The following is a 13,860-nucleotide window of genomic DNA, read 5'->3' on the forward strand; positions in this document are numbered from 1 at the left end:
GTTGTAGATCTCCATCAGGCTGGTGGCACTGTATAAACCCACTAGGTTGTTCACAGATTGAATACTACTAATGGGGACTGGTAGCCCAGACTTGCATGAGGATGATTCAGCGTACCAGCACCGTTCTGACCAACACGCCCTTGGCCAGATTGCGTAAAGCACAGTGCTGGGAAGACTACGCGCAAGCCCTCATTGAAGGACTGACCGTCCGCCAGGCAGCGTTGTGTTGCGGGGTCAGCAAAAACACCGCTTTTCTCTGGCGTCACCGCTTCTTGCGCGCGATGGCTACCCATCAGGCTACCCGGGAAGAGGGCATCGTTGAGGTAGACGAGACCTTCTTCCTCGAATCGTTCAAGGGGCAACGGGGACTGCCACGTCCGCCAAGACATCGTGGTGGCAAGGGGCGAACCCGTGGAACCGGGCCGGATTACATTCCGGTGATGGTGGTGCAGGACCGTGCAGGCCACCATGCGGATTTTCAACTAGAGAAGATAAATGCCGAGGTGGTCATCGCGGCCTTGAAGCCGTTGGTGTCACCGGATGCAGTGCTGTGTAGCGATGGAGCGGGTGTGTATGCCTGTTTCAGCAAAGAGCCGGGCGTAACCCATCAGGTAGTGCACGATCGCCAAGGCGAACGGGTGGTTGGTGCGTATCACCATCGGTTGAAAGAGTGGATGGAGCGGTTCCATGGCGTGGCGACGCATTACCTGAAGAACTACCAGGGTTGGCGCAGGATGCTGGAGCGTTACGGGAGAGGTGTGAATATCAACGCGTGTTTGCGTGAGGCGCCCCATGCAACACGTAATTGGGACATAGCCATTTTCATGGTTGTTCACTGGGCACCTCGGTCCCCGAGTGAACAACCTACAGAGAGAGCATACCTAGCTCGCCTGCTCCAGCCTGCTGTCGCCGCTCGTAGCGTTGTCACTGATGGCGTTGCCGCTGATGGCGTGACCACCGACGGCGAGCGGGGTGTGACAGGCCACCTGATGATGGGCCTCATCACACGCCTCAAGTCTTGGCGCCTTGCTCTTGCACAGCTCGGTTGCATGGGGGCAGCGCTGGTGGAAGTGGCAGCCGCTTGGCGGCGAGATGGGGGAGGGCACATCGCCGGTCAGCAGAATGCGCTGGCTGCGCCGCCGCGGATCCGGCACCGGAATGGCGGAGATCAGCGCCTGGGTATAGGGGTGGCGCGGCGCCAGATAGAGCGACTGGGCATCCGCCAGCTCGACGATCCGTCCCAGATACATCACCGCGATGCGATCCGAGATGTGTTTGACCACCGACAGATCGTGGGCGATGAAGATGATGGAGAGGTTCATCTCCCGCTGCAGGCTGAGCAGCAGGTTGACGATCTGCGACTGCACCGAGACATCGAGGGCCGAGACCGCCTCGTCGCACACCAGCAGTTTGGGCTTGAGGGCGATGGCACGGGCGATGCCGATGCGCTGGCGCTGACCGCCGGAAAACTCGTGGGGGTAGCGATCGACTGCGCTGCCCGGCAGGCCAACTTTTTCCAGCAGCTCCTGTACCCAGCCGCGGCGCTGCTCAGTGTTGCCTTTTCCGTGGATGATAAAGGGCTCCTCCAAAATCTGGCCCACGGTGTGGCGGCTGTTGAGGGATTCTGCAGGGTCCTGAAATACCATCTGCATCTCCTGACGCAGGGAGCGCATCTCCTTCGGGCTGAGGGCGGTGATATCGCGCCCCTCGAAGGTGATGGTGCCCGCGGTCGGCTCGAACAGCTTGAGCAGGCTGCGCCCGAGGGTGGACTTGCCGCAGCCCGACTCACCCACCAGCCCCAGCGTCTCCCCCTGTTTCAGGTCGAAGCTGATGCCATCCACCGCGTGAACCGTATATTGCTTGCGCAGGAACCCGCCCCCCAGCCGGAAGTGCTGTTTCAGATCCCTGACCGATAACAGAGTGCTCATACGGTCAACTCCTTCCAGTAGTGACAGGCGACATGGTGACGCAGATTTAACTGCTCCACCGCCGGAATGGCGCTGATACAGAGATCGGTCGCGTGGGGGCAGCGGTTGGAGAAGCGGCAGCCTGCGGGCATCTCGTGCAGAGCTGGCACCTGTCCCTTGATGGTCTTGAGCAGGCTCTTGGGCTCATCCTCAAGGCGCGGGATCGAGCTCATCAAGCCGTGGGTATAGGGGTGACGGGGGTGGTCAAACAGCTCGAACACATCGGCCTGCTCTACCGCCCGCCCGGCGTACATCACCACCACTTCGTCGCACAGCTCCGCCACCACCCCCAGATCGTGGGTGATAAAGATGATGGCCATCCCGGTCTGGGCTTGCAGCTCTTTCATCAGTTCGAGGATCTGGGCCTGAATGGTGACATCCAGCGCCGTGGTCGGCTCGTCGCAGATGAGCAGGTCTGGCTCGCAGGAGAGCGCCATGGCGATCATCACCCGCTGGCGCATACCGCCGGAGAGGTTGTGGGGGTAGACCGCAAAGCGCTGGGCCGGTTCCGGGATACCCACCTTCTGCAGCATGGCGATGGCCGCGGCTTTGCGCTGGACCTTGTCATACTCGGGGCGATGGAGGCGAAACACCTCCATCAGCTGTTCCCCCACCGTCTGCACCGGGTTGAGGGCCGTCATCGGTTCCTGAAAGATCATCGAGATGCGGTTGCCGCGCACCTTGTACATCTGATCCGGCGCAAGGGACAGCAGCTCCTCCCCCTGAAAGCAGATGGCACCGGCCACCACCTGACCGTGGGGTTTGGGCAAGAGCCCCATGATGGCGAGCGAGGTGACACTCTTGCCACAGCCGGACTCGCCGACGATCCCCAGCGTCTGACCCGGGGCCACCTTGAAGCTGACCCCGTCTAGCACCTTGATCTTGCCGTCATCGACGGCGAACTCCACCTCGAGATCGCTTACCTCAAGGATGGGGGCCCGGTGCTGGCCGTTATCAACGACGAACACCTCCCCGTTATCCGGTACGTCGAGGATCGAGGCCTGGTGCTGGCCGCTATCAGCGGCGAACTCCCCCCCGTTATCCGGTACGTCAAGGTCGAGGATCGAGGCTGGGTGCTGGCCGTTATCAGCGGCGAACTCCACCCCGTTATCCGGTACGTCAAGAATGGGGGCCTGGGTGTTGGGCATAACTGCTGCTCCCTTCGCAATGGCCTGAATATCAATGACGTGCATAGGTCTTGTCGAGCAGGTTGATGGGCGCCAGCGCCTCCCCTGCCTCCTTGGCGTTGCGGGTCTCTTCCTTCACCTTGGGATCGAGCCAGAGCAGACCGCCGCTACTGTGAGGATAACCGTCCATCGGCCAGTAGAGCAGATCCGGCGTGTTCTTGGTAGCGGGTACCTCCGGCAGCATCACATAACGCCAGCTGCTGGCCCGCACATAGTTGAGCTGCACGCCGGGCACGAAGATGGCGAGATCATAGATGCGCTGCTGGATCTGCTGGGAGAGTTTGGCCCGTTTGGCCATGTCGAATTCGACGTTGTAGGCGTCGATCAGCGCGTCCAGCTCCTTGTCCGCTACGTTGAATAGGTTATTGGTCTGCGGTTTATTGGCGTTGGCGGAGTGGAAAAACTCCCAATATTGCGGATAGAGACCGCCGCCGCCCCAGCCGAGCCAGGCTGCTTCGTGTTTTTTCTCCAGCATTACCTTGAAGCCGGTGGCGCCATCCACCAGATTGAGCTCCAGATCCAGACCCGCTTTCTTGGCCTCTTCTTTCAGCACGGTCAGTCGCTTGGAGTGCTCCTGACTGGTGTAGGTGAGCGCCAGCGTCAGCCGTTCCCCTTTCTCATTTTGCAGGATGCCGTCCGGCCCAGGCTTGTTGTAGCCGCCCTTGGCAAAGTATTCGCGCGCCTTGCCTATGTCATAGGCCCGCTCCGGCAGCTTGATGTCGGTGAACTCGCCAAAGCCCGAGTCGAAGGTGGTGGCTCTGTCGTAGTCGCCGCGCAGCACGGTCTCGATCATCTTGTCGATATTGAAGGCGTGCTGGATGCCGAGGCGCACGTTCACGTCCGCCAGTTTGGGGTTGGCCACATTGAGGTGCACACCCTGACCGCCCTGTTTGGTGTCGGTCATGGCCATCACTTTCTGCACGTACCCCTTCTTGTACTCCGGGGTGACCGCTTTTTCATGCCACCAGTTGGGCAGGATCATCTCGAAGGTATCGAGCTCCCCTTTCAGGAAGTGACGGAAGGCGATGTTGTGGTCGCGGATCACCTGCACCTTGATGGTATCGATATTGAATCTGTGCTGGTTATAGCGATCACTCTTTGCCCACCAATCCTGCTGCTTGCTGAAGGTGACCGACTTGCCCTTCTTGACGTCGCTGATCACGTAGGGGCCAGTGGTGGGCACTACGGCCCAGTTGTACTGCTTCACCCAGTTGGGGGTCAGCTTGTAGTAGTGCCTGGGCTGGGGCCACAGCTCGGTGGTGTTGAGCAGATCCAGCTTGGCCTTGCGGTTGCCCGCTTTGACCAGAATGGTGTGGTCGTCGATCTTCTCTACCGCCACCACTTCAGTGGTGTAGTAGTTGTTGAACCAAGGGGCGCGGATTTCTTTTGAGCGCATCATCTCGTAGCCGAAGGTGTAGTCGTCGGCATTGACCGGCTTGCCATCCGACCATTTGGCGCGGGGATCCAGCTTGAAGTAGACGGTCTGGCTGTCTGGCGCGATGGCCCAATGGGTCGCGAGCGACGGAATGGGGTTGCCGGTATTGGGGTGAAAGCTGATGAGCCGCAACTGGTTATCGAGAATAAAGGAACGAAACGAACCGTTGGAGTCGGGCCCCACGGTGCGAAACGTCAGCGGGAAGCTGTCGACAAACATATTGAGGCTGCCGCCCGGCAGCGCCTTGGGGGAGGCGAACACCGGATCCGTGTCGTTGGTCTCCCATTTGAGATCCGCGGGCAGGCTGGCCGCCCAGACCCAGGATCCGTTTACCAGCACAAAGAGAGCACCTATCCATTTGATTTTATTTTTCATGTTTGACTTCCAGGTCTGGCCCCTGCACTGGGGGTCTTGATTGATAACGGGATTATCCCTTGCTCCCGGGACCGCCGATTGGGGCGGCCCGTCCTTCATTAATCACTGTTCGTTACCCGGCGCCTGCTGATGCGCACAGGCTCCGGCTGGCTTATTGGTAACGGGTAAATTTGCGCGGATCGAACGCCTCGCGGATCGCCTCACCGATAAAGGAGACCATGATCAGCACCAGACTCACCGCTGCCACCACGGAGCTGACGATCCAGATGGCATCCAGATTGTTGATGCCCTGGGAGAGCAGCTCCCCCCAGCTCGGGGTCGGCGGAGCCAGCCCGAAGCCCAGATAGTCGAGTGCCGTCAGGGTGGAGATATTGCCCACCACGGCGAATGGCGCCAGAGTGACGATCATCATCAGGGTATTGGGCAGGATGTGGTTGAAGATGATTCGCCCGGTGGTGGCCCCTTGCGCCCGCGCCGCCATCACATAGTCCCGCGCCCGCTCCTTGTAGGTGAGGGTGCGCATATACCAGGTGATCCCCATCCAGCCGAACAGCACGTTGATGCCGACAAACAGGCCGAAGTTGGGCTTGGCCAGCGATACCAGGATCATGATGACGTAGAGAAACGGCACCTGGGACCAGATCTCGATAAAGCGTTGCAGGATGAGGTCAAAGCGGCCGCCGAGAAAGCCCATCAGGCAGCCGATGGTGACCCCGATGGCGTAACTGGCCGCCAGCGCAATAAAGGCAAAGCCGATGGCAATGCGAAAGCCGTAGACCAGCCGTGCCAGCACGTCGCGGCCGCTGGTGTCGGTGCCGAGGAAGTGGCGCTCAGCCATGCTCGGAGCATAGGGCGGGTAGGCATCCTCTTTGAAATCCTGCTCGTAGGGGTTCCAGGGCACCGGCGGCAACAGCACCCAGTCACCCTGACCCTCTGCCGCAAACTTGGCCTTGAGCTGGCGGTAGTTGGTTTCGTACTCGTAGTCGAGCCCGAACTGCTGACCGGGGATCACATCGCCATAGGTGGGGAAGTGCAGCTGGCCCTGATAGCTGACCATCAGCGCTCGGCTGTTGACCAGCAGCTCCGCCAGCAGGGAGAGCAGCACCAGGGTGGTGAAGATGATAAAGGAGTAGTAACCGCGCTTGATCGACTTGAAGCGCTTGAGTTTTTTCAAGGTAACCGGATTGAGCTTCATGGTCAGTCTCCAAACCGCACGCGAGGGTCAACAGGAGGTGCAACGCAGATATCGGAGACGATATGGCGTGATATCAGCATCGGCATGGCAAGAGGTGGCTGGTTCATGGTTACTCTCCAAACCGAACGCGCGGATCAACGAGGGCAACGCAGATATCGGAGACGATATTGCCGATCAGCATCAGCATCGAGGTGATGGCCAGAATGCCCATGACGGTGGGGTAATCCCGCTCGACGATCGCCTCGTAACCGAGCAGGCCGATACCGTCGATGTTGAAGATGGTCTCAATGAGGAAGGAGCCGCCAAAGAAAACGGTGAGCACAGACCCCAGGTGACTGGCGATGGGGATCAGGCTGTTGCGCATAGCGTGGTCGGTGACAGCCTTGCGAAACGGCAGCCCCTTGGCCACGGCGGTGCGCACATAATCTGCCGACAGGTTCTCCATCAGGCTGTTTTTCATGGTCATGGTGAGGATGGCGAAATCACCGATGGCGTAGGCGATGAGCGGCAGCAGGGCGTGGGCAAAGACGGTGCGGATCTGATCCCAGCTGCTCTCCATGTACTCAAAATCGTCCCCCGGAAAACCGCCCATCGGCAGCCACTCCAGATGGAAGGCGAAGACGGTGATGAGGAAGATCCCCACCACGTAGGCGGGCAGGGCATAGGCCATGTAGATGAGCATGGAGCTTAACGAGTCGAAGCGGCTGTTGTGCCTGAGCGCCTTGGCCACCCCGAGCGGAATGGAAACGGCATAACTGAGCAGAAAGGTCGCCAGCCCGAAGAAGGCGGTCACCGGCAACCTGTCCTTGATGAGGCCCCACACCGGCTCGTAATAGCGGGTCGATTCGCCAAGATCCAGCACCGCCAGCTTCTGCAGCCACTCCCAGTAGGCGACCAGCATCGGCTTGTCGAGTCCATAGAAGGCCTTGAGCTCCTCGATCTGTTCATCGGAGAGGGCCTGCGCCCCCTTGCTGCCGCTGGAGCGGCCAGATTCATTCTGGGAAACCTGGGCTTGCAGCAGCATGCGTTCGACCGGTCCGCCCGGCACGAAACGGGTGATGGTGAAGACGAGCAGGGTGATACCGAGAAACGTCGGGATGATCAAAAGCATCCGACGTAGGAAATACGACAGCATGGTGGAACCTCGTCCTTGTTGTTCTTTTTTGCGGCCAGTCAAATCCGGTGACGGGCCTGTCCTTCCTGGCATTACGCGCTGGATTGGTTGCCAAACAGCAGACAATCCGCTTGGCCACTGTAAAAGCTCTGCAACAAAAATCAAGTACAAGGAAATGGAAAACTGGGACAAATGACCCGCTGAGACCAAAAGCACCGAAAAATGACGTTTTTTATCTGGAAAGTGAAAATCAAAACAAAACGCTACTGCTCAACATTATTTTAAAAAATATAAACAGCTGTTTGTTTAAGTTTTAAATACTTTTAAATTGTTGATTTTTAATGTTTTTGTTTGAGTTGTGAAATTGAAGGAAAACGATATCATCTCGACAATTTTATCTGTTACCCCCATGAGAACGGTCAGGTTAAACCCTCATGAAGTTAGTGTTTTATTCTTATTAAGGCCGATAAATCAAAATAAGATATAAACAGACAGCACGTTAACTAATAAGTTCATCAAATTTTAATTCAGCGCCATTTACGTCATTTAACAATGTTTTTACATTGCATGGGTTGTTTTTTGCAGAATTATTCACTAATTATGCCGGTCAAAATTAATACACTCCGCTTATTCTACGCCCAACCTTGCCACTCTCCTGCTCCATTGACGCCGCTAGTCAAAGATTGATAAGCCTTACACATCGCTCCAAAGAGGGCGGTATCAGGAAGCAAACAATAAACAACCAGGAAGGATATAAGCGATGCTTAGGAAGAGCAGAATCTCTGCTGCGGTTGCGTTCGCCTTGGCGAGCCTTGCGGCGGCCCCATCCGTATCTGCCGAAGAAGGGCAGAACGTCGAAAAACTGCAGAAAATCAAAGTCACTGGCTCCCGTATCTCCCGTGTTGATGTTGAGGGGGCGACTCCGGTTGTCTCTGTCAGCAAGGCCCAAATTGAACAGTCTGGTCAGCAGACTGTGGCCGATTATCTGAAACAGGCCTCCTACAACTCCTTTGGTGGTTACTCCCCTTCCTCTGGCGACTCCTATCAATCTCAGGGAACCGTTGGTCTGCGTGGTTTGGGCTCTACCCGTACTCTGGTACTGCTCAATGGCAAACGGATCGCCGGTTCACCGACCATGGGTGGTACTTCTATCAACCTGAACACCATCCCCATGGCGGCGGTTGAGCGGGTGGAAGTGAACCTTGATGGTGGCTCCGCCCTGTATGGTTCTGATGCCATCGGTGGCGTTATCAACGTGATCCTCAAAGAGGGTTTCGAAGGGCTGACTTTCCAGGGGCGTATCGGTTCGCCGACCGAAGAGGGTGGTGACGAGCAGAGTGGTTCCATTGTCAGTGGCATCACAGGGGACAAGGGTTCTCTGATGATGGTTTACGAGCACGATGTGAAAGACGTGATCTACTCCAAGGATCGTGACTATCTGGCCAAGCAGGGTGCCGAGGCCCCCAGTATTTATGGTCGCAATATCAAGGGGGTTGATGCTACTACCGGCAAGACGGTTACCCGCACCCTGGACGGCATCGACTGTGCCAATACAGGCGCAGGTTTCGTGCCCGTCGGGACAGCCTGCCGCTTCGACTTTGCCCAGGTTGCCGCCAAAACCGCTTCCCGGACGCGTGATACCGTCTATGTGAACGGCCGCTATCACATTAACGATAACGTGGACTTCGTACCGCAGTTGATTGGCTCCCGTGTCACCAGTTTTGGTCGCTTCGCGCCAGCTGCCGGTGCCTTCACCGTGGATGGTTCCACCCCTGAAAGCGCAGCAGTCTTGTCTGCCAACAACTTCAGTACCGCCAAGGCTGCGACCGTTTACTACCGCTTCAACAACGTCGGCCCCCGTGACAACGATGTGACTGACTTGACCGGTAACATGAACCTGGGTTTTGAAGGGACTGTGCCGACCGAAGCGGTAGGCGATCTGGAGTGGAACGCCGGTTACATGTATTCCAAAACAGATAACCGCAGCAATGGTTCCGGCTACGTTCTGGAGCCTGCAGTACAGACTCAGGTCAATAGCGGTAAATTTGTCAATGGCAGCTTCTCTGATGCGGCCACCAATGACCTTTCGTACGATACCAGCCGTACCTCCAAAATGGACTTCTTCCAGTGGTACGGTGGTTTGGGTTGGGAGATGGGTGAACTGCCCGCTGGCCCGGTCAGCTGGTATCTGGGGGCCGAGTATAACGATTGGGTTTACTCCGACACCTACGACAGCCAGTCTGAAGCGGGTAACGTACTGGGTTCATCCGGCAACTCCGGTAGCGGTGTGCGCGATGTGTTTGCCACCTATATCGAGAGCCTGATCCCCATCACCGAGCAGATCGAGCTGAACCTGGCGGGCCGTTACGACAAGTACAGCGACTTTGGCAGCGCCTTCTCGCCCAAAGCGAGTCTGCGTTATCAGCCGCTCGACCAGCTGATGTTCCGTACCTCCTGGTCCCAGTCGTTCCGCGCGCCGGGTCTGGATGATCTCTATGCCGCAGACTCGTTCTCTGCCGACTTTGCCAAGGACTATGTAGGTTGCCAGGCCAATGGCGTTACCAACTGTTCCGAGGCGCAGTACGACACAACGCGTCAAGCCAACAAGAACCTGAAGGAAGAGACTGCCAATACCTTCACCATCGGGGCTGCTTACAACCCGTTGGACAACCTGAACCTGTCGCTCGATTACTACTACATCAAGATTGATGACGTGATCCAGCTGGCTACCACCCAGACCCAGTTCTATCAGGAGCTCAACACCGGCAGCAACCCGAACGTCATTCGTGACGCCAACGGCGATGTCGAAATGGTCTACGCCGGCATGGTTAACCTGGGGCAACTCAAGACCAGCGGTATCGACTTCAAGGCTGACTACAAGTACGACTTCAACTTCTTCACGATGCGCTATGACTTCGGTGGCACTTACATCCTGAAGTATGAGGAAGGTCTGTTTGCCGGTGGCCCAATGATCGACAAGAAGGGTTGGAATGCGTTGCCAGACCTTCGCTTCAACTCCGGGGTCGGTGCCAATTTCCCGCAGTGGTGGAATCTGGATGCTTATCTGAGCGCCAACTATATCGACTCCCAGAGTCAGGATTACGTGAATGGACAGGAAGAGGGTCATATCGCTTCCAACACCATCTGGAACCTGAACGTAGCAGTCGATACCAGCTGGAATGGCAAGATCCAGACCGGCGTGAAGAACATGTTCAACCGCGGACCTTCCCTGTCGAGCGATGGCTTCACCTATGAAGAAGACCTCTACGGCATCGACGGTCGCGTCTACTACATCGACTACACCCAGAAGTTCTAATCAACCCCGTTGATATACAACCTCAGCCGGCCCGGTCGGGCCGGCTGTGCCCAACGTCCAAGGAAGTTACGGAGATAGGGTAATCCTATGAAGACAAGGACCATTACAATGAAGAAAGCGCTCCTTGGCAGCCTGGTTTCGGCCGCCTTGTTGACCAGCTTCAATCTGAGTGCCGCTACTGCCGGTCAGGCTGTGGACGCTCAAGCCGCCACCAATAATGCATCCAAAGTTTCCCAGCAGAAGATCGACAGCTATGCCGAATCTGCCGAATCTGCACTGGCCCAGTACAAGGCCGCCCTGCGGCAGGTCGACAGTCTGCGCACCTACAACGAGCAGGTGAGCAAGATGGTCGAGTCCCAGAGCGCCGAGCTGGCGTCGATGCAAAAGCAGATCGCCCAGATCGATCAGACCAGCACCGAAGTGGTGCCCCTGATGCTCAAGATGATCGACTCCCTCGAACAGTTTGTGTCACTGGATCTGCCGTTCCAGAAGGTCGAGCGGGAGGACCGCGTAGCGGCCCTGACCGACCTGATGAACCGGGCCGATGTCACCATCTCCGAGAAGTACCGCAAGATCCTGGAGGCCTACCAGATCGAGGAGGGCTTCAGCCGCACCCTCGAGTCCTACAAGGCGAGCCTGGACAAGGATGGCAGCGAGAAGACCTACGAGTTCCTGCGCGTCGGCCGTATCGCCCTACTCTACCAGTCCCCGGATGGCAATGAGACCGGCATGTGGAACAAGAAGACTCGCCAGTGGGAAGAGTTGCCCCAGGAGTATCGCAGTGCGGTTGAACAGGGCCTTCGCATCGCCAAGAAGCAGGCGCCGCCCGCGCTGATCAAGCTGCCGGTTCAAACTGCGGAGAAAGCATCATGAAAGGAATCAAACTTGCTATTGCCTCCCTGATTGCGGGAGCAACCCTGGTCACCCTGCCGGTGACCGCCGCCGAAAAACCGGTGGATCTCAATGCACTGCTGAACCAGGTCAAGGCCTCCAGCCTGAGCGAATCCCAACTCAACAAGGAGCGGGAGGCCCGCTTCCTGGCAGACAAGAACGAGCAAGGGGCGCTGCTGGCCAAGGCCAAGGCCGAGCTGGCTGCCGAAACCGCCAAGGGCGAGCAGCTCAAGGCGACTTTCGATGCCAACGACAAGCAGCTGACCGAGCTGACCGAAACCCTGCGCCAGCGTTCCGGCAACATGGGCGAGATGTTTGGTGTGCTGCGTCAGTTTGCCGGTGAGTTCAAGGGGATCTTCAACGCCTCCGCTCGTCGGGTCGAGCATCCGGAGCAATCCGCCCTGCTGACCCGTCTGGCCGAGAGTAAAGAGCTCCCCTCCAGCGACGATCTGGAAGCGTTCTGGACCACCACCCTCAGCCGCATGGTGGATGGTGGCAAGGTGAGCCAGATCCCGGCGACCGTGGTCTACGGCGAGGGCAACCAGGCAGAGAAGACCGTCACCCAGATCGGTGAGTTCAATACCGTCTCCGAAGGCAAGTACCTCACCTTCGTGCCGGAAACCGGCAAGTTCGAGCAGCTCTCCCGTCAACCGGAGAAGAGCGTGCTGGAGCCCATTGCCGAGTTTGAAGCGGGTGGTGACGGGGTCAAACCCATCTTTATCGACCCGTCTCGCGGTGTGATCCTCTCTCTGCTGGTGCAGTCGCCGACCCTCAAAGAGCGGATCGATCAGGGTGGTTCCGTGGGTTATGTGATCCTGGCATTGGGGGTCATCGGTACCCTGCTAGCCATCTTCTGTGGCGTACGCCTGTCGCTGATCGGTTCGTCCATGCGCAAGCAGCTGAAATCCGATCAGATCATCAAGGGCAACCCCATTGGTGACATGCTGGGGGCTTACCAGAACCATCGCGGTGACAACATCGAGGATCTGGAATCCAAGCTCGACGAGATCATCCTGCGCAACGTGCCCAAGTTCGAGAAAGGCATCAGCCTCATCAAGCTGATCGCCTCGGTCGCGCCGCTGCTAGGTCTGCTCGGTACCGTGGTGGGGATGATTGCTACCTTCCAGGCCATCACCCTGTTTGGTACCGGCGATCCCAAGCTGATGGCGGGCGGTATCTCCGAGGCGCTGGTGACCACCATGCAGGGTCTGGTCGTCGCGGTGCCCATGCTGTTCCTCTACACCATTGTGCAGACCCAGAGCCGTCGTCTGATCCAGGTGCTGGAAGAGCAGAGCGCCGGTTTCGTCGCCCGTTATCAGGAACGTCTGCACGCCTCCAAAGCCGCAGCGTAAGGAGTCACCCATGTGGTTCTGGTTGATTGAAGAAGTCGAGTCGGTCCGCCGGTTTTTGGGATTGGGGGGCGATGTACTGGTCGCCCTGTTCTTCCTGACCCTGATGATGTGGGCCCTATTGCTGGAGCGCTGGTTCTACTTCATGGCGGTTTACCCCAAGCAGGTGAAGCAGACCAAGGCCACCTGGCTGGCCCGCACCGATCATCTCTCCTGGTCTGCCAGGCAGATCCGGCGCGAGCTGGTCTCACGGGTCGCCATGGCGGTGGACAAGGGGATGCCGGTCATCAAGGTGCTGATTGCTCTTTGCCCGTTGATGGGGCTGCTCGGCACCGTGGTGGGGATGGTGCAGGTGTTTGACACCCTGGCCATCACCGGCACCGGTTCGCCGCGAGCGATGGCATCCGGGATCTCCAAGGCAACGGTACCGACCATGGCGGGCATGATTGCCGCCCTTTCCGGCCTGTTTTTTGTCAACCAGCTCGATCACAAGGCCAAACTGGCGGTGCAAAAGCTGGAAGACAACCTGAAACACGGTTGATGCAGGATGCATACCCCCGGCGAGGCATGGCCTGCCGGGGGCACAGAACAAGCAAGGAGTTTCTGCTATGAGAAAACGTTACAGCGACAGCGGTGCTGACGAGGCGGCTATCGATTTGACCCCCATGCTGGACATAGTGTTCATCATGCTGATCTTCTTCATCGTTACCACCTCCTTCGTCAAGGAGTCCGGTGTCGAGATCAACCGTCCCAGTGCCAGCACGGCCGAGACGGTGAAGAAGGGCAATATCATGGTCGCGGTGCGCGAAAACGGTCAGGTTTGGGTCGACAAGCGGGTGGTCGAGGTGGGGGCGGTACGCGCCAACATCGAGCGGCTGCGGGCCGAAAACCCGGAGAGCGCCGTGGTGATCCAGGCCGATAACGAATCCCGTTCCGGTCTGGTGGTGCAGGTCATGGATCAGATCCGCATGGCCGGTGTCCAGAACATCTCCATCGCGGCAGACAAGAGCAGCTGATGCCGGAGAGAGACC

At 57.9% G+C, this 13,860-nt stretch carries 10 protein-coding genes and 1 pseudogene; 6 read left to right on the forward strand and 5 right to left on the reverse strand.

Annotated elements, in window-relative coordinates; translation table 11 throughout:
* Positions 1-110: 110 nt before the first annotated feature.
* Positions 111-816: pseudogene (locus tag BSP75_RS19780) on the forward strand (IS1595 family transposase); the annotation flags it as partial.
* Positions 817-881: 65 nt separating this feature from the next.
* Here the strand turns inward: BSP75_RS19780 and BSP75_RS19785 are convergent.
* The 5 genes from BSP75_RS19785 to BSP75_RS19805 form a co-directional block, all read right to left on the reverse strand.
* Positions 882-1,928 carry a dipeptide ABC transporter ATP-binding protein gene (locus BSP75_RS19785; RefSeq protein WP_075114346.1) on the reverse strand — a complete coding sequence of 349 codons (1,047 nt, stop codon included), beginning with the start codon at positions 1,926-1,928 and terminating at the stop codon, positions 882-884.
* Positions 1,925-3,115 carry an ABC transporter ATP-binding protein gene (locus BSP75_RS19790; RefSeq protein WP_253186656.1) on the reverse strand — a complete coding sequence of 397 codons (1,191 nt, stop codon included), beginning with the start codon at positions 3,113-3,115 and terminating at the stop codon, positions 1,925-1,927. The genes BSP75_RS19785 and BSP75_RS19790 overlap by 4 nt, the downstream gene beginning before the upstream one ends.
* Positions 3,116-3,146: 31 nt before the next feature.
* Positions 3,147-4,964: an extracellular solute-binding protein gene (locus BSP75_RS19795; RefSeq protein ID WP_075114347.1), complete on the reverse strand. Its 1,818-nt coding sequence runs from the start codon at positions 4,962-4,964 to the stop codon at positions 3,147-3,149.
* A gap of 151 nt (positions 4,965-5,115) precedes the next feature.
* The gene (locus BSP75_RS19800) at positions 5,116-6,159 is read right to left on the reverse strand and encodes an ABC transporter permease subunit (protein WP_075114348.1); all 1,044 of its coding nucleotides are present in this window, start codon (positions 6,157-6,159) and stop codon (positions 5,116-5,118) included.
* 109 nt (positions 6,160-6,268) lie between these two features.
* Positions 6,269-7,294: an ABC transporter permease subunit gene (locus BSP75_RS19805; protein WP_075114349.1), complete on the reverse strand. Its 1,026-nt coding sequence runs from the start codon at positions 7,292-7,294 to the stop codon at positions 6,269-6,271.
* Between the two features lie 739 nt (positions 7,295-8,033).
* Between BSP75_RS19805 and BSP75_RS19810 the strand changes: the two genes are divergently transcribed.
* From BSP75_RS19810 to BSP75_RS19830, 5 genes are all read left to right on the forward strand, one after another.
* Positions 8,034-10,589: a TonB-dependent receptor gene (locus BSP75_RS19810; protein WP_075114350.1), complete on the forward strand. Its 2,556-nt coding sequence runs from the start codon at positions 8,034-8,036 to the stop codon at positions 10,587-10,589.
* A gap of 108 nt (positions 10,590-10,697) precedes the next feature.
* The gene (locus BSP75_RS19815) at positions 10,698-11,462 is read left to right on the forward strand and encodes a DUF3450 domain-containing protein (protein ID WP_075114351.1); all 765 of its coding nucleotides are present in this window, start codon (positions 10,698-10,700) and stop codon (positions 11,460-11,462) included.
* Positions 11,459-12,832, forward strand: a complete 1,374-nt coding sequence (locus BSP75_RS19820) for a MotA/TolQ/ExbB proton channel family protein (protein ID WP_075114352.1) — start codon at positions 11,459-11,461, stop codon at positions 12,830-12,832. The genes BSP75_RS19815 and BSP75_RS19820 overlap by 4 nt, the downstream gene beginning before the upstream one ends.
* A gap of 10 nt (positions 12,833-12,842) precedes the next feature.
* Positions 12,843-13,370 (forward strand): MotA/TolQ/ExbB proton channel family protein, encoded by a 528-nt coding sequence (locus BSP75_RS19825; protein WP_041212455.1) that lies wholly within the window; start codon positions 12,843-12,845, stop codon positions 13,368-13,370.
* A 67-nt stretch (positions 13,371-13,437) separates the two neighbouring features.
* Positions 13,438-13,845, forward strand: a complete 408-nt coding sequence (locus BSP75_RS19830; protein WP_005338933.1) for a biopolymer transporter ExbD — start codon at positions 13,438-13,440, stop codon at positions 13,843-13,845.
* Positions 13,846-13,860 lie beyond the last annotated feature (15 nt).

It is taken from the genome of Aeromonas sp. YN13HZO-058 (genome assembly GCF_001921245.1).
GTDB lineage: Bacteria > Pseudomonadota > Gammaproteobacteria > Enterobacterales > Aeromonadaceae > Aeromonas > Aeromonas allosaccharophila.